Genomic DNA, 17,703 nt, shown 5'->3' on the forward strand with positions numbered 1-17,703 from the left:
CTGTCATGCTTCCAGATGCCGGCCGGGAAACAGCTGCCTGACGACACCGCCGACCCGGCCGAACAGGACGGAGACGATATAGAGCGCGCTCGCCACCAGAATGATCGCAGGGCCCGACGGCACACGGGTCTGGAACGACAGCACGAGACCTGCATAGCCGGAGACGGCGGCAGCGACGACCGCGATGCAGATCATGACGGTGAGATCGCGCGACCAGAACCGCGCGATGCCGGCCGGGAGGATCATCAATCCCACCGCGAGCAGGGTGCCGAGCGCCTGAAAGCCGTTGACGAGGTTGATCACGACCAGCGCGAGGAAAGCGAGATGCGCAGGCCCGCCAGCACGGCTCACGGTGCGCAAGAACAGGGGATCGACGCTTTCGATCACCAGCGGCCGGTAGATCACCGCGAGCACCAGCAGCGTCACCGTGGCGTTGAAGGCGACGACCAGCAGCGTCTGGTCGTCCATCGCGAGAATATTGCCGAACAGCACGTGCAGCAGGTCGATATTGGTGCCCTTGATCGAGACGATGGTCACGCCCAGCGCCAGCGATGCCAGATAGAAGGTCGCGAGCGAGGCATCCTCCTTGAGCCCGGTCGAGCGTGCGACGAGGCCTGCGAGGATCGCGACGGCAAAACCTGCGATCAGGCCGCCGGCGGTCATCGCGAACAGGTTGAGACCTGAGAGCAGGAAACCGACAGCGGCGCCGGGGAGAATTGCATGCGCCATGGCGTCGCCGACCAGGCTCATCCGCCGCAACATCAGGAACACGCCGATCGGCGCACCCGCGAGCGACAGCGCGATGACGGCCGCGAGCGCACGTCGCATGAACTCGAATTCGGTGAACGGGCCGATCAGCGCGTCATAGATCATCGGATATCAAGCCGCCCGTGAGCGGGCGTCATCGGCCGAGCAGGCGGCGGCGCTGTCGTCGAAGGCTTCGCACATCCGCATCGCGACCATCAGGTTTTCCGGCGTCAGCACCTCCGCCGTCGGCCCCCACGCCACGGGGCCGCGCGCCAGCACCAGCGTTTCGCTGAAATGGGTGCGCACCATCTCCATGTCGTGCAGCGCGGCGAGCACGGTGCGGCCCTCGCCGTGCCAGTGCTTCACCAGCGCCAGCAGATCGGCCGTGGTCTTGCTGTCGATGGCGTTGAAGGGCTCGTCCAGCACGATCAGCCCTGCGTCCTGGAGCAGCACGCGCGCGAACAGCACGCGCTGCATCTGGCCGCCCGAGAGCGTGCCGATCGGACGGTTTTCGAAACCGTTGAGGCCAACGGACGCGATCGCGCGGAGGATCTTTTCGCGCGCCGCCTTGCCGATGCCGCCGAACAGGCCGGTCCCACGCCACAGCCCGGTGGCGACGAAGTCCAGCACCGAGATCGGGAAGCTGCGGTCGATCTCCGCGCTCTGCGGCAGATAGGCGATATCGCGGGAGTCGAGCCCGCCCAGATGGATGCTGCCGTCGAGCGGCCTGAGGATGCCGACGATGCCGCGCAACAGCGTCGACTTGCCGGCGCCGTTCGGGCCGATCACGGCCAGCAACGCACCCGGCGCGACCTCACCATTGAGGTGGTGCACGGCCGGATGGCGGTCATAGCCGAGCGTAACGTTGTGGAAATGCAGCGCCGCCATGGTCACCTCATCGCCAGGAAGACCACGCCCCAGAGCACGGCGCAGACCGCGAGCGCGGCCGCGAGGCGGGCGGCCATCGTCATGCGCAGGATCGACCAGTGTGCCGCCTGAGCCGGATGCGGAGAGGCCGCATCGTGGGCATGGGCGTGGGTTTGATGGGCGTGGGTGTGATCGTGTCCATGCGAATGCCCGTGGTCATGGGAGTGACCATGAGCGTGGTCGTGATGATGGGCTTGGGACGCGGCGGGAACCATGCCGAGACGTTATATTATAACATTACCCCTGTCCACGTCGGGGTCAGGGCTTGCCGATCACCATCGCGATGGCGGCGGCCACGAACGGGAACGGCACCGAAACCGCGCAGCGGAACCAGACGAAACGGGCCGGCATGAACGGAATTTCCCACAGGATCACCCGCTGGAAGGCAAACAGCGCCCAGGCGACGACATAGGCGACCACCTGCGGCACCCCACCGCCCGATTTCAGCGCCACCGTACCGATGGAAAACCCGATCACCGGGCCGCCGGGCGTCGCGGCCCCGGCGACCACGGCAGTCGCGACCCCGAGCCAGCCGCTGTCTGGGCCGAGCCAGCCGCTGATCACCTCCTGCGGGATGATGGCGGCGATGTAGCCGGAGCCGATCACCCCGAGCGCAATCCGCGGCACGATGTTGATGAAGTCCATGGAGCCTTCGCGCAGCGAGGCCTTGAACACCGGTGGGCCGCGGCGAAAGGCGATCAGGCCGACGGCGAACACCGAGCCCCACAACAGGATGTCGATCAGAAGCGCGGCGCTCACGTCTCATCGTCCTTCGTGGCCGGCTTCGGATACAGCCGGACATAGACGAAGCGGCCGAGCGCGCCTGCGAGCACCGGCAACGGCAGCGAGATGACGATGCGCCACAGCGTGAAGTCGGTGCCCATGATCGGGATTTCCCAGGCCACCGCCCGGCCATAGCCGATCAAGGTCCAGCTCACGACCATGGCGATGACGGCACCGAAATCGGCGCCGACCGCCAGCAGTGCACTCGCCACGGGATAGGCGGTGAAGGGACCGCCGGGCAGGATCGCGCCGAAGGCAGTGCCGATCAGAAGGCCTTTCAGGCCCGATTTCGGCCCGAGCGCGCGCGAGACTTTTTCGTGCGGCAATATCTCGGAGATGAACGCGCCGAGCAGGCAGCCGGCCAGCACGCGCGGCAGGATGCCGCCGAACAGCGAGAGATCGTGCGTCAGTATGTCGAGAACACCGTCGGTGCCGTCACGCCGCCAGACCAGACCCGCGCTCACCGCCACCAGGGCCGCGATGATGATGGTCGACCAGCCGATCGGCTTGCGCACGCGCCCCGGCCGCGGCTCGGACTCCGCATCCTCGGCGGGCGCCGGATCTTTCGGGGAAGGTTCTGACAACGGGCTCGTTCGGCTCGAGGGGGATGCCCGTCCTGATTAAGGGCGCCGTCCTCGCGATGCAAACGGTACGATGACGGGAGCGATGCGCACCTCGCGCAGGGCCATGCGAGGCGAAGTACGAATTCCGCACAGCAAAAAGGCGGCCACGCATGCGACCGCCTTTTCAATTCCGTCATTCCGGAGCGGCAAAGCCGAATCCGGAATGCGTGAAGCCTCAGGCCTTGTCGAACTCAGGCCTTGTCGACTCAGGCCTTGTCGAACAGGGACTCGACGTATTCCCAGTTCACGAGGTTCTCGACGAACGCCTTCAGATAGTCGGGACGGCGGTTGCGATAGTCGATGTAGTAGGAATGCTCCCAGACGTCGCAGCCGAGGATCGGGGTGGCGCCGTGCACCAGCGGATTCTCGCCGTTCGGGGTCTTGGAGATCTCGAGCTTGCCGTTCTTGACCTGGAGCCAGCACCAGCCGGAGCCGAACTGGCCGACGCCGGCCGCCTGGAAGTCGGTCTTGAACTTCTCGAAGCCGCCGAGGTCCTCGTTGATCTTCTTCTCGATCTTGCCCGGCAGCTTGGTGCCGCCGCCATTGGGCTTCATCCAGCTCCAGAAGTGGATGTGGTTATAGTGCTGGCCGGCATTGTTGAACACCGCGGGGTTCTTGCCGAACGAGCCCTTGACGATCTCCTCAAGGGACTTGCCTTCCCATTCGGTGCCCTTGAGCGCGTTGTTACCGTTGGTGACATAGGCCTGATGATGCTTGTCGTGGTGGAATTCGAGCGTTTCCTTCGACATGAATTGCCCGAGGGCGTCATAGGCGTAAGGGAGTGGGGGCAGCGTAAAGGTCATGGGTTGTTGTCCGCGACTGATGGGGGAACGAGACTTAACGGTCACCCCTTATAGAAGGTTCCGTCGCCGTTAAATACCGCGAATTTTCCAAAAGGCGTGGTGCGGCGGCTTGGCCGGATTGCATAAATTCGTCGCAAGGATGTGGGGCGTTTCAACCGGGCTGCAAATTAGCATTGTCTTTGAGGTGCTTATGGCAGAACGAAACAGACCGGCGGCGCAGATGCGAAAGAGAGAGCGATGAGCATCGAGATCGACATTTTGAACGGCGACGCCTCGTGGCGGACGGCGGAGCCGCTGCATCAGGCGGTCTTCGGACCTGATATCATCGGGAAGCAGCCCTGGGCTCACGTCAAATGGGCCAATGCCGACCTGCGCGTGCTGATCGAGACGCCCGAGGACGGTCTCGTCTGCCATGTCGGCATCTACTTCCGCACCGCCACCTGGAACGGGCAGAAGGTTCACGTCGGCGGCATCGGCGGCGTCTGCACGCGCGAGGACCAGCGCGGCCGCGGCTTTGCCACCATGGCGATCGACGCCGCGCTGCACACCATGCGCGCCAACGAAGCCGTCCGCTTCGCGCTGCTGTTCTGCGAGCCGCACAATTTTGCGTTCTACGAGGCCCGCAGCTGGCTCCCCTTCAAGGGCGAGGTGTATTGCGAGCAGCCGGAGGGGCGGATCCGCTTCACCCATATGGCGCCCTATGTCTGCAACATCGTCAGCGCGCCGACGCTGGGCACCATCGACCTATGCGGTCTGCCGTGGTGAGCCCTGCGTGACGGCAGGTTGGTGCCGGCGCCGCACGTCCTGTAATATGTTGAGCATCATCTCATATTCCACGCGGTGACCCATGACGATCGACGCCTCTATAGACGCCGTGCCGCCGCGTGCTCCGGTCGTCTCCATCGCCAGTCTTTTGACGGCACCGATCCTGCCCACACTTTTGCGGCTCGCGATCCCCAACATGATCGCGATGGTCGGCAGCACACTGGTCGCGATCGCCGAGACCTCCTATATCGGCCGGCTCGGCACCATCCCGCTCGCAGCGATCGCGCTGGTGTTTCCGTTCGCCATGCTGACGCAGATGATGAGCGCGGGCGCGATGGGCGGCGGCGTCTCGTCTGCGATCAGCCGCGCGCTCGGCGCCGGCGATCGGAACCGAGCGGCAACGCTGGCGCTGCATGCCGCCATCATCGGCCTCTGCGGCGGGCTTTTCTTCACGGTGACGATGCTTGTCTTCGGCCGCAGCTTCTTCACGCTGCTGGGCGGGCGCGAGCGCGTGCTCGAGGAAGCCAGCGGCTATTCGCAAATGCTGTTCTCCGGCGCGGTCGCGATCTGGCTCGTCAACACGCTGGCCTCGGTGATCCGCGGCACCGGCGACATGCGTCTGCCCTCGATGGCGCTGATCGGGACGAGCGTGCTCCAGATCGCGCTCGGCGGCACGCTGGGGCTCGGCCTGTTCGGCGTGCCGCAATTCGGCATGCCCGGTGTCGCCGCCGGTCAGTTGATCGCGTTCACCTGCGCCGCCATCTTTTTCCTCTGGTATCTCTGGTCCGGCCGCAGCCGGCTGCCGCTGGATTTTCGCGCCTTCCATTTCGATCGCGCGCTGTTCTTCGATATCCTCAAGGTCGGCGCGGTCGCCTGCCTGTCGCCGCTCCAGACCGTGCTCACCATTTTGATCTTCACCAAGATCCTGGCGACCTTCGGCACCGAGATGCTGGCCGGTTATGGCATCGGCTCGCGGCTGGAATTCCTGCTGATCCCGATCACCTTCGCCTTCGGCATCGCATCGGTGCCGATGGTCGGCATGGCGATGGGCGCCGGACAGGTGAAGCGCGCGCGGCGCGTGGCCTGGACCGCGGCCGCGGCCTCGGGACTTACCGTTGGCCTGATCGGCCTCGTCATCGCGCTCGATCCGTCACTGTGGGTTTCGCTCTTCACCAGGGATCCCGGCGTTGCCGCCGCCGCGCACAGCTATTTCCACTGGGCCGGCCCGACCTTCGTGTTCTTCGGCATGGGCGTGTCGCTGTATTTCTCCTCGCAAGGCGCGGCGCGCGTCGGCGGCCCCGTGCTCGCCTCCACCGCGCGGCTTCTGATCGTCGCGATCGGCGGCGGCGGCCTCATGATGGCGCAGGCTCCGGCCTGGACCCTGTTCGCGCTGGTCGGCGGCGCCATGGTGGTATTCGGGCTGTCGACCGCGGCCTCGGTCGCCTTCGTGCGCTGGGGCAAATGAGCGCAGCAATGTGATTCCATCCAGCGTTGCACTATCCTGCTAGGCTGCTATGGAGGCGCTCCACTTCGGGGCTCTCTCCATGACTTCCAGATTCGCCGCTCTCATCGTCCTCCTGGCTGCGCTACTTGGCGCGACTGCCGTCCATGCGCAGAGCGCCGACGGGACCTGGCTGACCCAGGCCGGCGATGCCCGCGTCAAGATCGGCAAATGCGGCGGCGGCATCTGCGGCAATGTCGTCTGGCTGCGTGAACCCCACGACACCGCGACCGGCCAGCCCGCCACCGACAGCAAGAATCCCAATCCCGCCCTCGCCAGGCGCCCGATGATCGGCTTGCCATTGTTCAGCGGCATGCAGCCTTCAGGGCCGAACAAATGGTCGGGCCAGATCTACAATGCCGACGACGGCAGCACCTATGCGAGCAGCGTTACGGTGACATCAGCGGATTCGCTGCGGGTCGAAGGCTGCGTCGGCGCGCTCTGCGGCGGCGAGACCTGGACGCGCGCGGGGCGCTAGCGCTTCACGCCATCATCGCCTTCAGCGCCGTCGCCGCCGAGGCGTAGCCGCCCCGCGCGCCGTCGATGAAATGGACGTGGTCGCTGCGCAGCGCCGACGGGGTGAAGCAGGTCATCATCGCGGCGTCCTGCTGGTAGAGACCGTAACGCACGATGCCGTCGCGCGCGGCCGTCGCGAGGCGATCGCTGAGGGCGCGTTCGAGCTCCGGCGTGCAGTCGAGGATCATGCGCAGGCCGTCGTCATATTTGCGGAAATCGGAGTTCTCCACGACCTGCCGTGTATAGAGCTTCGGCACGAAGCCGCCGACCTTGAGGTCGAAGCGCATGATCAGATAGACGAACAGCGTGTAGGCCAGCACGCCGGCGCGGCGTGCGAGCAGCGGACCTCCGCGCTTGGTGCGCGCCTCATAATCCAGCCCCTGCGGCGGCCATGTCAGCGGCGGCCCCTGGGGCGGCACGGGCCGACCGGCATCCGGACTGCGCTCGACGAGGTGGATGACGTCCTCGATCACCTTGCGGAAGGCACGCGGGTCGACGCCCTGGGTCGGCATCACCAGCACCGACAGGATCAGGCCGCGCGCAGCCGGAATCACCTCGAACCGGCAGGACAGGCCGGAAAGATCGGGCTGCGTGCCCGCGGGTGCTTCGGCTATCGCAAACTCGCCGCGCTTCATCGCGGCGTCGGCCCACGCGAGCCCGCCGCCCGAGAACATCGCATAGGACAAATTGGCCGACGGACCGAAGCGCGCGACGCGCACGTCGAGGCCCTGCGCGCGGATGGCGCTCACCGGCACCAGCGCGACGCGCATCCCTAAATCGAGATCTTCCCGCACCCAGGTCGCGGTCGCGGCCAGAGCCTCGCGGGCCGCTTCGCGATCGAGAGGCGCGACTGCAAAACTCGCGCCGTCGCCGCCGAACACGAAGGGAAATTCGCGACCCTCCAATGCGTTCGTCACCGCCGCGATCACGGCGGCGCCGGCCATGTTCACCGCCTTGTAGCGCTGCGCCGCGATGGCCTTGGTGGAATCCACGATGTCGGCAACGCCAATGCTCCAGTCGTCCGGCAGCGGCGAATACAAAGCGGGGTCCATCAGGCTGGTGAAGCCGCGAAAGACCGGAATGCCGCTATAGAAGGCTGAAGTCATCGGGTGAGGCCGGATGGTTGGGACGCGCGTCCAAAAGACATACGTAGCAGGATCGACCGGGTTCGCCGGGCGGCGCGCCCTTGCAATCATTGGCCGAAATGGGCCCGGACAACAAGATGAGGGCGCGCTGCAATGCCACAGAAGGTCATTGATCGGCATCAAACAGCTGGCCGCAAATGGCGTCTAGTCTCGACCATCTGACATGGTTGCGCGGGATCATCGACGTGCCCGACTTCGACAAGAAGGACTCCACCGCTCCGGTACGCCGGCGCACCGGGCGTGATCCGATCAGCGCGGTGAAGATGCCGGAAAGCCTGACCGCGGCCGTCGATACCTGGGCCGAAGCCCATCACCTGTCGCGCTCGGATGCTATCCGCAAGCTGGTCGAGTTGGGCCTGAAGATCGCGCCCCCGGCACTCCCGCCAGGGCACCCGCTCGCATCGGATGCCACCAGGATCGAAGAGCTTGCGGTGCATGAACTCGAGAGGCTGATCGATCCTGCCCTGTCTGAAGACGAACGCGAGCGCCGAATCCGCCGCCTGACCGACGGCCCGCCGGAGTTCTCACACGAACGGATTGACCTGCCGAAGCACCGGACCTGAACGTCTAGTGCAGCTTCTCGTCCTGACGCTTGCGCAGCGCGGATGCGGGTGCGTCGTGGCACCCGACCAGACGCACGAATTTCTGCGGATACATTTCGTAACCGTGATCGCCGGAATTTTGATGAGACATTGGCTGGCAGTTAACAGGCTGGCAGTGAACGTCGCTTTGCTGTGCGCAAGATGGCTTCGCCGATGCCTTGCCCGAGTTCGAAGCGGTCATGGACTGCTCCCTATCGATTAGGGCAGATCGATTGACGTAACCCAACCGATGTGCGGGGTATCTTACGACCAAATCCGGATGATGTCATTGCGCCGGATCAACGCAATTGTGGCGGTGGAGTTCCGGCTACGCGGTGTTGCCCGCGTCGACCGTGAACACGGTACCCGTCACATTGCGACCGCCTTCGCCCAGCAGATATTCCACCATGCGCGCGACGTCGTCGGTCTCAGGCAGGCGGCGCAGCGCGCTGCGGCCGGCGATGCGCTTGCGGCTGTCGTCGGAGAGATTATGAGTCAGCTCGGTGTCGATGAACCCGGGCGCGATCGCGTTCACGGTGATGCCGAGCTTGCCGACCTCGCGTGCGAGCGAACGGGTGAAGCCAGTGGCGGCGGCCTTGGTCGCACCGTAAACGGAGAGGCCGTTATAGCCGGTGGTCGCGATGATCGAGGAGATGTTGATGATACGGCCGGCACCGTCGGCCATCATCTGCCGTGCGACATATTTGGTGAGAATGATCGGCGACAGCACGTTGAGCTGCACCAGCGCCTCGATCGCGGAATTGTGCATGGTCGCGAGCAGACCCTCGGTCCCGAGGCCGGCATTGTTGACGAGGCCGTAGATCGGGCCGAATTCGTCGCGCACGAGCTTTGCGAAAGCCGGTATCGCGTCGATCACGGCGAGGTCGCAGGAGCGGAAATGCAGGCGCCCCTCCGACCCGGCAATCGCGGCCTTGAGCTCGTCGCTCTCGCGCCGCGCCGCCGCGATCACGTTGTAGCCGGCGCCAATGAGGCGCTGGCCGATCGCAAGGCCGATACCGCGGCTGCCGCCGGTGACGAGGACATTATGCATCGGTGCGCGCCAGTTTGCCGGCCGGGGTGACGTCGAGCGCCTCGACGAAGCGGATCACCGCCGGCACCTTGTGGGACGCGAGCTGCGCGCGGCACTGATCCAGGATCTGGTCGCGAATGTCTTTCGTGCGCGCCGGATCGGTGCCGTCGGCGAGGATCACGTCGGCGACGACGATGCCGCCGGTGATCGGGCTCTTGCGTGACTTCGCCCGCGACATCCGCACGTCGGGATGACGATTGATCACCGCCTCGATCTCTTCAGGGTGAACCTTCAGCCCACCGATATTGATGATGCCGCCGCGGCGGCCGACGAAATAGTAGCGGTCGCCGCGCAATTCGACGATATCCCCGCTGTCGACAAATCCATCGCCATCGGTCAGCGCGGCCGCGTTGCGGCCGATATAGGCGTGCGCCGTGCGCGTCGAGCGGATGCGCAGCGAGCCGTCGACGACCTTCATCTCGACGCCGTTGCGGTTGCCGAGATAGTCGGCCGGAAAGCCTTCCAGCCCGTCATTGACGGCAAAGCCGACGCCGGCCTCGGTCGATGCATAGGCATGGCCGACGGAGGAATTCGGGAACGCCGCCTTCAGGCCGTCCAGCACCGCCTGGTCGGCGATCTCGCCGGAGAGGCGGACGTAGCGCGGCGCGAACTGTGCGGCCGAGCCGCTCATCAACAGCTTGCGCCAGTGCGAGGGCGTGCCGGAGATGTGGGAGACGCTGCGCGCGTTCAGCCGTGCGACGTGATCGCCGAGCGCCTCGTGCGGATCGGACAGCACCATCGAGCCGCCGGAGAGGACGGCGCGGAGGAATATCTGCAGGCCGCCATAGCGGCGGATGTCGTAGAACGTCGCCCATACCGGCGCGGGTCCGCGCGCCGGGCCTTCGGCGACGATCGCGCCGGTGAGTGCTTCCAACGTATGGCCGGCGATTTTCGGCACGCCCGACGTGCCCGAAGTGAGCATCAGCCACTCCGTGGCGCGTTCGGTCCTGGCCGGCGCGGTGGCTTGAAGCGGCAGTTGTGCGGTGACGACCAGTGGCACGCCGGTCTCGGCCCAGCGATCGGGCTCGTCGGTGACGAAGGCATCGATCCCGCCGTCCGCGATCAGCGCGTCGAGATGCGCGGGGTTGAGATCGGGCGGACACAGCAGCATACGGCGCGCGATACCGTCGAGCTCGATCATGGCAAGGCCCGACCGGAGCTGGTCGGATAGTTTCAGCAGCACTGCGTGGCCGGACAGCTCGCGCAGGCGGCCACCCAGGACCGTCTGCGACAGGATATCCGTCAGCGACACGGCATCGTGCGCGTCCGACAGCGTGCGGCCCGTCAGCTCGGCGCCAAGATGGTCGCGGAGCGCAAAGATCTCACGCGGGGACATTTTCGTAGGCCCGCACGAAATCGCCCACGGTGGCGGGGAACGCTGCGTCCTCGGAAATGGTGAAGGGATCGACGCCGGTCTCGTCCTCGAGGCGCGCCACCAGGATGGCGAAGGCGAGCGAGTCGAAGCCCGTCTCGTGCAGGGACAGATCGTCCGAGAGCGCGGGCAGCGCGACGTGCTGCTCCTTGGCGATCTGCTGGATCGCTTCAATGACCTTAGACCGTACCGACATGGCTGGCTCGCTTCTGTTGTCGTTCGTGTTGCGGCGGTTCTTGATGACCGCCTCCCTTGGCCGCTTGTTTACCCGACAGAAGTAAATGGCTTCTTGGACAATTCGGATAAAATTGGACCTATCTCCGAATTTTCGGGCGGCTAGAGCCGGATCGCCCCCTGGTTGATTTGCTTATAGGCCTCCGAATTGAGCGCGACATAGACGCCGGTCTTCGGGTCCAGCATGAACAGCGGATCGGAGACCGCGGCCGGATCAAATCCCTCGCGCGCGAGCTCGGCCTTTTTCTGCTTGAACGTCTCGGTCGCATCGAGCTCGCGTGAGATGCGTATGAAGACGGGGTGAGCATAGGCCGGCAGGCGCTGTGCGAGATGGGCGGGCAGCGCCTCGACGGCGAAGCCTTCGTTCACCACGATCGCGCTCATGCCGGCGCGGCCATCGGTGCCGGGGATGCTGACGCCGTAGGTGGTGGCGTCGATCACGCCGGTGAAATCGCGCACGGCGTCGTTGACCTCCGAGGTCGCGACGTTCTCGCCCTTCCAGCGAAAGGTGTCGCCGATGCGGTCGACGAAGTGGAAGAAGCCCTTCTCGTCGAGCCGCATCAGATCGCCGGTGCGGAACCAGGAATCGCCCTTGGCAAAGACATCGCGCAGGATCTTCTTCTCGGTCTCGCTCGCCTCGGTGTAGCCCTCGAAGCGACCGCCGCCCTCATCCGCCGTGCCGATGCGGCCGATGGCTTCGCCCGCCTCGCCGCGCGCGCAGGCGATACAAAACCCCTCTGCATTGCGCAGCGGCACGCCGTTATCGGGATCGAGCTTAACGAGACCGGCAGGGAAACGATGCGCGAGCAGCGGCGGAACGCGGCCGATCGCGCCGGGCTGGCCCTCGACGTTGAACAGCGAGAAATTGCCTTCGGTTGCCGCGTAGAATTCGAGGATGCGCGGAATGGCGAAACGCGCCTGAAAATCTTCCCAGATGTCACCGCGCAGGCCGTTACCGCAGACGAGCCGCAGGCGATGCCGGTTCTCATATTCCGACGGCGGCGCCTTGAGCAGATAGCGGCAGAGCTCGCCGATATACTGAAACAACGTGCAGTCGTGGCGCACGATGTCGGGCCAGAAATTCGAGGCTGAGAATTTTTCCGCGATCACCACCGAGCCGCCGGCAGCGAGCATGCTGCATGGCGCGACGATGCCGCCGACCGAGTGGAACAGCGGCAGGCAATCGTAAAGCCGATCCTGGGGCGTCGCGCCGCTAAGGCCGGCAAACCAAAAGCCCCAGTTGAGGATGCGGCGGTGACTGATGCTCGCGGCCTTCGGCAGGCCGGTGGTCCCGGACGTGTAGATCAGCAGGGCCCGGTCGTCGATGGTGACGTCGCCATGCTCGTCCGGCGAAAGCGGCCCGTCATCGACGGCGGCAAGCGCGACATCGATCGCGCGCGCGCTGCGGGCATCGCCATGGGTCCAGACCTTTGCTTCCGTCCTCAGGTGCGGCGCCGCGCCGTCCAACGCCTCCGCGAGCTCGTGCGCGACAATGATGTGAACGGGCTTTGCGACTCCGATGCAATGCGCGAGCGACTGGCCGACGAGCTTGGTGTTGATCAGCGCGACCACGCCGCCGACGCGGCTGATGCCGAGCCAGGCCGCGACATAGTCGATGCCGTTCGGCATGATCAGCGCAACGGTGTCGCCCTTGGCCACACCGGCCGAGAGCGCCCACCGCGCATACCGATTGATGCGTTTCGAAAGCCCCTCATAGTCGAGGCTCGCGTCATCGGTGGTGAGCGCAATGCGATCGGGCTGGCGCTGCGCCCAATCATCGACGACGTCCGCGAACAGCCGGCCCGGAAATGTCTCGATCCGTGCGGTGAGCTCGATCGCCTTCAGCCAGATTTTCGAAGCCGAAGGTGCGCGCGCGGCTTTCGGTTGCTCGATGACGCCGGTGGTCATGCCGTTCATTCTTTCGGAACGTGTCTGCTGGTTCCCTAAGCTTAGCTCGCACGCCCTGCCCAGGTGTTAAGAGACAAGGTAAAACCGGGTTAGTGGGTGATTAACTCTAGTCATCCTTTACCAAGCCGGTGGGATCGGCGTGCGCGGCCTCGCAATTCTTGCGATAGCAAAGCCGGTTGTCGGGCGCGGTATGCGTGTCCCCCTTGCCCTGCTTGCGGGGCGAGGTGAACTGGAGAGCGTGATGATCACCAAGAGACATTTCCTTCAGGCTGCAGCCTCTGCCGCAGCCATGCTCGCCGCGCCACGCGCCTTTGCGATCGGCAATCCCTCCTATCCCTCGCGCAGCGTGAAATGGGTGGTGCCCTATGCGCCGGGCGGCGCCACCGACGTGCTGTCGCGGCTGCTCTGCCAGCGCCTCTCCGACCGGCTCGGCCAGACCTTCGTCGTCGAGAACAAGCCTGGCGCCGGCAGCAATATCGGGACACAGGCGGTGATCACGTCCGCCCCCGATGGTCACACGCTGCTGTTGACCTCGACCGCGAACGCCATCAACGCCTCGTTCGACCCGGCGCTGCCGTATGATTTCGCCAGGGGCATCGCGCCGGTCGCCGGCGTCGCGCGAATTCCGCTGGTGCTGGTCGTCAACAACGACCTGCCGGTGAAGAGCGTCGCCGACTTCATCGCCTACGCCAAGACCAATCCCGGCAAGATGTCGATCGCCTCTTCCGGCATCGGCACCTCGCTGCATCTCTCCGGCGAGCTGTTCAAGTCGCTGGCCGGCGTGCAGTTCACCCACGTGCCCTATCGCGGCTCGGCCCCCGGATTGACCGACGTGATGAGCGGCCAGATCCAGGGCATGTTCGACAACGTCACCTCATCCTTCGAGCTGGTGCGCGCCGGCAAGCTGCGCGCGCTCGGCGTCACCACGCGCGAGCGTTCGGGGATTCTGCCGGACGTGCCATCGATCGCCGATACGCTTCCCGGCTACGAAACCTCGTCGTTCTATGGCGTCGGCGCCCCGCACGACACGCCGCGCGAAATCGTCGATCTGCTCAATCGCGAAATCGACGCCGCGCTGTCCGATGCGGAGATCAAGTCCCGCATCGCCGGGCTCGGCGCAATCCCGCTGCACGGCAATGCCGACGAATTCGGCGGCATGCTGACGGCGGAGACCGACCGCTGGCGCAAGGTGGTGGAGTTGTCGGGAATCAGGAAGGAGTAGCGACCTGTATCCGGGCGCGCGAGGCTAGGCGGACACGGGTAAACGGGTTAGGCTTTCTACCCTGCATTGTCCGGGTTGCGAAAGGGAGACGACCTGTGGCTCTCGACTCGTCCGAGTTTCCCGTCCAGGCCGCGCCGTTCGAGCAGCCGCTGACCAATTTTGCCAGTCGCCTGAAGGGCGGACAGGTCAAGGTGGTCGCGATCGGCTCGTCGACCACGGCGGGCGAAGGAGGCATCGCCCCCTATCCGCAGCGGCTGCTGGCGGACCTTCGGATACGATTTCCAAATGTCGTGATCGAGGTGGTCAACCGGGGCGTTGGCGGCGAAGAGGCCGCTTTGGAGCTGAAGCGGTTCGACCATGACGTCTTCGATCTCAACCCCGATCTCGTCATCTGGCAGGTCGGCACCAATTCAGTGTGGCAATCCGCCGATCCGCCCTCGTTCAAGGACACCACGCAGGCCATCCGTGACGGTGTTGATCGGCTGCTCGGCGCCAAGCGGATCGACGTGATCCTGATGGACCTGCAATATGTGCCGGCGCTGCTGACACCGGCCAAGGCCGACAAGACGAACGCGATGGTCGCAGCGATCAGCGAGATCGCGCATGCAAAGGGGGTCAACGTCTTTCGTCGCTTCGCGCTGATGAAGGGCTGGCACGATGTTGCAGGAATTTCGTTCGACCGCATGGTCGACCCGGGCGATGATAGCAGGCTGCACGCAAGCGACTGGACCACGGACAAGATGACCTGGCAGTTGACCGACGCGATCGTCACCGCAGCCAACAAGGCGCCTCACGGCAGCTAGTCCTGCATACTCCGTCGGATTGACGGCCGAACCGGCGGTGAGCGCTAGCCGCCTCGCTTATGGCGCAAGCGCGGCGGCGGTGCGTTGACCGGATAATACGGATTGAGATCGCAGCTCGCGGAGCGGCCTGAAGCGGTGGTGCGGCACTGCGGCAGCGAGGTAAAGGAGCAATCGTACCACTCCCCGCCACCCTCGTTCGCGCCGGAATAAACGTGCATGCAGATGGGATAGCGCGGATCGAAGGTCTGCGCATGCGACGGCGCGGCCGTGAGCAGGGCACCGACGGTCATGATCAGGCCGAATGAGCGACGCATGAAAATTGCCCCTGAAATCCGCATTGCGGATCGCTAGTGCACCTTCTTGTGGCGCCGGCGCGGCGGCGGCGGTTCATCGAAGGCATAGTAGGGATTGACGTCGCAGCTTGCCGAGCGACCCGAAGCCGTGGCGCGGCACTGCGGAATCGAGGTGAAGGAGCAGTCGTAGTAATCGCCGCCGCCGCCGAAGCCGCCGGGCGAGTAAACGTGCATGCACACCGGATAGCGTGGATCATAGGTCTGGGCGCTGGCATCTGCCGCCACGAACAGCGTGGCAATCGCGGTGAGGGTCAGGATCGGCAAACGCATGGAGAAATCCTCGAATCGTTCATGTCGGCGGCCGGGATGCCGGCCGCCTCATATGGCACAACACCACGGCAGAGGCGACTGTTCCTGCGTGCGGATGACGGCAAGGTGAGTGCGGTGCGCCCGCTACCTGCCGAGCCCCTGCAACACCAGCCGGTTCAACCTTGCCGTAAACGCCGCAGGGTCTTCCGGCAGCTCGCCGTCCAGGATCTGCGCCTGTTCGAGCAGGAGCAGGCTGAGATCGTCGACCGCCTCGGAGCCGGCCTGAGCCTTCGTGATCGCCGTGACCAGCGGATGGCGCAGATTGATCTCAAGGATCGGCTTGGTGCGCATGCCGCGGTTCTGCTGGGACAGGATGCGCTCGAGCTCGCGGCTCGGGCCCTGGCTGTCGGCGACGAGGCAGGAAGCGGAGCTGGTGAGACGCGTCGATGCCTTGACGTCGCTGACGCGCTCGCCGAGCGCGGCCTTGATCACGGCGATGGTGGCGGCCTCGTCGGCGGCCGGCTCGTCCTTCTTCGCCTCGTCCGCCTCGTCGACGCGCGGGATCAGGTCGAGGTTGAGATCGCCCTGGCTCAGCGACTTCAGCGGCTTGCCGCCGAACTCCGATGGCATCGAGGTCCAGAAGGCGTCGACTGGATCCGACAGCAGCAGCACTTCGATGCCGCGCGCAGTCGCCGCCTCGAGCCGGGGGCTCGACTTCAGCCGCTCGATGCTGTCGCCGACGAGATAATAGATCTCGGTCTGGTTCGGCTTGAAATCGGCGATGACGTCCTTGAGCGAGCGCTTCTCGCCCGTGGTCGTGGTGAAACGCGACAGCGCGAGCAGCTTTTCCCGGCGTTCGAAATCCTCGTAGATGCCTTCCTTCAGCACCGCGCCGAAGGCCTCCCAGATCTTCGCGAAGTTCTCCGGATCCTTCTCCGCAAGGCTTTCGAGCTCGGACACCACCCGGGTCGCCACGGCCTTGCGGATCTGCGAGAGCTGCGGATTGTTCTGAAGCATCTCGCGGGAGATGTTGAGCGGGAGATCCTCGCTGTCGACGACGCCGCGGATGAAGCGGAGGTAGCCCGGCAGCAGATCGGCATCGTCGGTGATGAAGACGCGACGGACATACAGCTTGACGCGCCCCTTGCGGTTCGGCTCGAACAGGTCGAACGGCTTTGTCGAGGGCGCGAACAGCAGCACGGCGTAGGAGTAACGCCCCTCCGCGCGATAATGCAGCGTCATCGCGGGATCGTCGAAGGCGGAGGCGATCTGCTGATAGGCCTTCTTGTAGTCTTCCGGCGTGAGCTCGGATTTCGAGCGCTGCCACAGCGCGCTTGCAGAGTTGATCTGACGCGGTTCGCCCTCTTCGGGCACGAGTTCGATGGGGAAGAGGATGTTGTCGGAATAAGCGGCGACGACACGCTCGATCTCGTAGGCCTCGAGATATTTCTTCGCATCGTCCTTGAGGTGCAGGACGATCTCGGTGCCGCGCTGCACGCGGCCCGCATCCTCCTCGCTGGCACGCGCGATCTCGAAGCCCGAGCCGCCCGAGGACGTCCAGGTCCAGACGTCGCTCTCGCCGGCGCGGCGGCTGACCACGACGATCTTCTCGGCGACCATGAAGGCGGAATAGAAGCCGACGCCGAACTGGCCGATCAGGCCGAGGCCCTCCTTGGCCTCCTTCAGCTTCGACACGAACGCCTTGGTGCCGGACCGGGCGATGGTGCCGAGATGGTCGATCAGCTCCTGCCGCTCCATGCCGATGCCATTGTCGGCGATCGCAAGCGTTCCGGCCGTCTTGTTCGGAATAATCCGGATCTTGAGCGCGTCGCCCTCGCCCAGCAGCGCCGGACTCGCGATGGCCTCATAGCGCAGCTTGTCGCAGGCGTCCGATGCGTTGGAGACGAGTTCGCGCAGGAAGATGTCGGTCTCGGAATAGACGGAGTGCACCATCAGGTGCAAAAGCTCGGAAACCTCGGCCTGGAAGGGCTGCGTATGCACAGCCGTGTCTGACGTCGTCATGCGTTTACCCGGTCAATCGAAAGGGGAAACCCGGGATATAACGCGAGGGGGCAGGGGAT

The 17,703-nt window shown here is 65.1% G+C and carries 21 protein-coding genes; 6 read left to right on the plus strand and 15 right to left on the minus strand.

Annotation, left to right across the window (positions count from 1 at the left end; all coding sequences use genetic code 11):
• Window positions 1-3 precede the first annotated feature (3 nt).
• The 6 genes from JQ591_RS15435 to JQ591_RS15455 form a co-directional block, all read right to left on the minus strand.
• On the minus strand, window positions 4-873 hold the full coding sequence (locus tag JQ591_RS15435; protein WP_211396850.1) for a metal ABC transporter permease: 870 nt from the start codon (window positions 871-873) through the stop codon (window positions 4-6).
• 6 nt (window positions 874-879) lie between these two features.
• A complete protein-coding gene (locus JQ591_RS15440) occupies window positions 880-1,635 on the minus strand; it encodes a metal ABC transporter ATP-binding protein (protein WP_211396851.1) in 756 nt (251 codons plus the stop codon).
• A gap of 2 nt (window positions 1,636-1,637) precedes the next feature.
• Window positions 1,638-1,889 (minus strand): hypothetical protein, encoded by a 252-nt coding sequence (locus JQ591_RS35305; protein WP_249136973.1) that lies wholly within the window; start codon window positions 1,887-1,889, stop codon window positions 1,638-1,640.
• 43 nt (window positions 1,890-1,932) lie between these two features.
• Window positions 1,933-2,433, minus strand: coding sequence for a hypothetical protein (locus JQ591_RS15445; RefSeq protein WP_211396852.1), 501 nt, complete (start codon window positions 2,431-2,433; stop codon window positions 1,933-1,935).
• Window positions 2,430-3,041 carry a permease gene (locus tag JQ591_RS15450; RefSeq protein WP_211396853.1) on the minus strand — a complete coding sequence of 204 codons (612 nt, stop codon included), beginning with the start codon at window positions 3,039-3,041 and terminating at the stop codon, window positions 2,430-2,432. The genes JQ591_RS15445 and JQ591_RS15450 overlap by 4 nt, the downstream gene beginning before the upstream one ends.
• 245 nt (window positions 3,042-3,286) lie before the next feature.
• Complete coding sequence (locus tag JQ591_RS15455; RefSeq protein WP_007597204.1) at window positions 3,287-3,883, minus strand: superoxide dismutase; 597 nt, start codon at window positions 3,881-3,883, stop codon at window positions 3,287-3,289.
• A 237-nt stretch (window positions 3,884-4,120) separates the two neighbouring features.
• Here JQ591_RS15455 and JQ591_RS15460 point away from each other — a divergent pair, with 237 nt between their 5' ends.
• From JQ591_RS15460 to JQ591_RS15470, 3 genes are all read left to right on the plus strand, one after another.
• Window positions 4,121-4,648 carry a GNAT family N-acetyltransferase gene (locus tag JQ591_RS15460; protein WP_211396854.1) on the plus strand — a complete coding sequence of 176 codons (528 nt, stop codon included), beginning with the start codon at window positions 4,121-4,123 and terminating at the stop codon, window positions 4,646-4,648.
• Window positions 4,649-4,730: 82 nt separating this feature from the next.
• Complete coding sequence (locus JQ591_RS15465; protein ID WP_211396855.1) at window positions 4,731-6,113, plus strand: MATE family efflux transporter; 1,383 nt, start codon at window positions 4,731-4,733, stop codon at window positions 6,111-6,113.
• A gap of 79 nt (window positions 6,114-6,192) precedes the next feature.
• Window positions 6,193-6,627 carry a DUF2147 domain-containing protein gene (locus tag JQ591_RS15470; protein ID WP_211396856.1) on the plus strand — a complete coding sequence of 145 codons (435 nt, stop codon included), beginning with the start codon at window positions 6,193-6,195 and terminating at the stop codon, window positions 6,625-6,627.
• A 4-nt stretch (window positions 6,628-6,631) separates the two neighbouring features.
• On the opposite strand, the gene JQ591_RS15475 is transcribed toward JQ591_RS15470, so the two are convergent.
• Window positions 6,632-7,771 carry a DUF3095 domain-containing protein gene (locus JQ591_RS15475; protein ID WP_211396857.1) on the minus strand — a complete coding sequence of 380 codons (1,140 nt, stop codon included), beginning with the start codon at window positions 7,769-7,771 and terminating at the stop codon, window positions 6,632-6,634.
• Between the two features lie 176 nt (window positions 7,772-7,947).
• Here JQ591_RS15475 and JQ591_RS15480 point away from each other — a divergent pair, with 176 nt between their 5' ends.
• The gene (locus tag JQ591_RS15480; RefSeq protein WP_249136976.1) at window positions 7,948-8,373 is read left to right on the plus strand and encodes a hypothetical protein; all 426 of its coding nucleotides are present in this window, start codon (window positions 7,948-7,950) and stop codon (window positions 8,371-8,373) included.
• Between the two features lie 4 nt (window positions 8,374-8,377).
• On the opposite strand, the gene JQ591_RS15485 is transcribed toward JQ591_RS15480, so the two are convergent.
• The 5 genes from JQ591_RS15485 to JQ591_RS15505 all read right to left on the minus strand — a co-directional run bounded on the left by JQ591_RS15485 (window position 8,378) and on the right by JQ591_RS15505 (window position 13,004).
• Complete coding sequence (locus JQ591_RS15485) at window positions 8,378-8,593, minus strand: hypothetical protein (RefSeq protein WP_211396858.1); 216 nt, start codon at window positions 8,591-8,593, stop codon at window positions 8,378-8,380.
• A 126-nt stretch (window positions 8,594-8,719) separates the two neighbouring features.
• Complete coding sequence (locus tag JQ591_RS15490) at window positions 8,720-9,442, minus strand: SDR family NAD(P)-dependent oxidoreductase (RefSeq protein WP_211396859.1); 723 nt, start codon at window positions 9,440-9,442, stop codon at window positions 8,720-8,722.
• On the minus strand, window positions 9,435-10,817 hold the full coding sequence (locus tag JQ591_RS15495; protein ID WP_211396860.1) for a class I adenylate-forming enzyme family protein: 1,383 nt from the start codon (window positions 10,815-10,817) through the stop codon (window positions 9,435-9,437). Before JQ591_RS15495 ends, JQ591_RS15490 begins: the two co-directional genes overlap by 8 nt.
• Window positions 10,804-11,049, minus strand: a complete 246-nt coding sequence (locus tag JQ591_RS15500; RefSeq protein ID WP_007597226.1) for an acyl carrier protein — start codon at window positions 11,047-11,049, stop codon at window positions 10,804-10,806. Before JQ591_RS15500 ends, JQ591_RS15495 begins: the two co-directional genes overlap by 14 nt.
• Before the next feature lie 140 nt (window positions 11,050-11,189).
• Window positions 11,190-13,004 carry a long-chain-acyl-CoA synthetase gene (locus JQ591_RS15505; protein WP_211396861.1) on the minus strand — a complete coding sequence of 605 codons (1,815 nt, stop codon included), beginning with the start codon at window positions 13,002-13,004 and terminating at the stop codon, window positions 11,190-11,192.
• Window positions 13,005-13,236: 232 nt separating this feature from the next.
• Between JQ591_RS15505 and JQ591_RS15510 the strand changes: the two genes are divergently transcribed.
• Both JQ591_RS15510 and JQ591_RS15515 read left to right on the plus strand, forming a co-directional pair.
• On the plus strand, window positions 13,237-14,217 hold the full coding sequence (locus tag JQ591_RS15510) for a Bug family tripartite tricarboxylate transporter substrate binding protein (protein WP_211396862.1): 981 nt from the start codon (window positions 13,237-13,239) through the stop codon (window positions 14,215-14,217).
• Between the two features lie 95 nt (window positions 14,218-14,312).
• Window positions 14,313-15,020, plus strand: coding sequence for an SGNH/GDSL hydrolase family protein (locus JQ591_RS15515; protein WP_211396863.1), 708 nt, complete (start codon window positions 14,313-14,315; stop codon window positions 15,018-15,020).
• 44 nt (window positions 15,021-15,064) lie between these two features.
• Here JQ591_RS15515 and JQ591_RS15520 read toward each other — a convergent pair whose 3' ends face one another.
• From JQ591_RS15520 to htpG, 3 genes are all read right to left on the minus strand, one after another.
• Window positions 15,065-15,334 carry a DUF3551 domain-containing protein gene (locus tag JQ591_RS15520; RefSeq protein ID WP_211396864.1) on the minus strand — a complete coding sequence of 90 codons (270 nt, stop codon included), beginning with the start codon at window positions 15,332-15,334 and terminating at the stop codon, window positions 15,065-15,067.
• A gap of 33 nt (window positions 15,335-15,367) precedes the next feature.
• Window positions 15,368-15,643, minus strand: a complete 276-nt coding sequence (locus tag JQ591_RS15525; RefSeq protein WP_211396865.1) for a DUF3551 domain-containing protein — start codon at window positions 15,641-15,643, stop codon at window positions 15,368-15,370.
• Window positions 15,644-15,766: 123 nt separating this feature from the next.
• Complete coding sequence (gene htpG, locus JQ591_RS15530; protein ID WP_211396866.1) at window positions 15,767-17,644, minus strand: molecular chaperone HtpG; 1,878 nt, start codon at window positions 17,642-17,644, stop codon at window positions 15,767-15,769.
• Between the last annotated feature and the right edge of the window lie 59 nt (window positions 17,645-17,703).

It is taken from the genome of Bradyrhizobium canariense, assembly GCF_018130465.1.
Classification (GTDB): domain Bacteria; phylum Pseudomonadota; class Alphaproteobacteria; order Rhizobiales; family Xanthobacteraceae; genus Bradyrhizobium; species Bradyrhizobium canariense_C.

What these genes read in the sequence shown, in the direction of transcription:
- JQ591_RS15435 (WP_211396850.1), bottom strand. Translation starts at nt 873, where the DNA reads ATGATCTATGACGCGCTGATCGGCCCGTTCACCGAATTCGAGTTCATG.
- JQ591_RS15440 (WP_211396851.1), bottom strand. Translation starts at nt 1,635, where the DNA reads ATGGCGGCGCTGCATTTCCACAACGTTACGCTCGGCTATGACCGCCAT.
- JQ591_RS35305 (WP_249136973.1), bottom strand. Translation starts at nt 1,889, where the DNA reads ATGGTTCCCGCCGCGTCCCAAGCCCATCATCACGACCACGCTCATGGT.
- JQ591_RS15455 (WP_007597204.1), bottom strand. Translation starts at nt 3,883, where the DNA reads ATGACCTTTACGCTGCCCCCACTCCCTTACGCCTATGACGCCCTCGGG.
- JQ591_RS15460 (WP_211396854.1), top strand. Translation starts at nt 4,121, where the DNA reads ATGAGCATCGAGATCGACATTTTGAACGGCGACGCCTCGTGGCGGACG.
- JQ591_RS15465 (WP_211396855.1), top strand. Translation starts at nt 4,731, where the DNA reads ATGACGATCGACGCCTCTATAGACGCCGTGCCGCCGCGTGCTCCGGTC.
- JQ591_RS15470 (WP_211396856.1), top strand. Translation starts at nt 6,193, where the DNA reads ATGACTTCCAGATTCGCCGCTCTCATCGTCCTCCTGGCTGCGCTACTT.
- JQ591_RS15475 (WP_211396857.1), bottom strand. Translation starts at nt 7,771, where the DNA reads ATGACTTCAGCCTTCTATAGCGGCATTCCGGTCTTTCGCGGCTTCACC.
- JQ591_RS15480 (WP_249136976.1), top strand. Translation starts at nt 7,948, where the DNA reads ATGGCGTCTAGTCTCGACCATCTGACATGGTTGCGCGGGATCATCGAC.
- JQ591_RS15485 (WP_211396858.1), bottom strand. Translation starts at nt 8,593, where the DNA reads ATGACCGCTTCGAACTCGGGCAAGGCATCGGCGAAGCCATCTTGCGCA.
- JQ591_RS15490 (WP_211396859.1), bottom strand. Translation starts at nt 9,442, where the DNA reads ATGCATAATGTCCTCGTCACCGGCGGCAGCCGCGGTATCGGCCTTGCG.
- JQ591_RS15495 (WP_211396860.1), bottom strand. Translation starts at nt 10,817, where the DNA reads ATGTCCCCGCGTGAGATCTTTGCGCTCCGCGACCATCTTGGCGCCGAG.
- JQ591_RS15500 (WP_007597226.1), bottom strand. Translation starts at nt 11,049, where the DNA reads ATGTCGGTACGGTCTAAGGTCATTGAAGCGATCCAGCAGATCGCCAAG.
- JQ591_RS15505 (WP_211396861.1), bottom strand. Translation starts at nt 13,004, where the DNA reads ATGAACGGCATGACCACCGGCGTCATCGAGCAACCGAAAGCCGCGCGC.
- JQ591_RS15510 (WP_211396862.1), top strand. Translation starts at nt 13,237, where the DNA reads ATGATCACCAAGAGACATTTCCTTCAGGCTGCAGCCTCTGCCGCAGCC.
- JQ591_RS15520 (WP_211396864.1), bottom strand. Translation starts at nt 15,334, where the DNA reads ATGCGTCGCTCATTCGGCCTGATCATGACCGTCGGTGCCCTGCTCACG.
- JQ591_RS15525 (WP_211396865.1), bottom strand. Translation starts at nt 15,643, where the DNA reads ATGCGTTTGCCGATCCTGACCCTCACCGCGATTGCCACGCTGTTCGTG.
- htpG (WP_211396866.1), bottom strand. Translation starts at nt 17,644, where the DNA reads ATGACGACGTCAGACACGGCTGTGCATACGCAGCCCTTCCAGGCCGAG.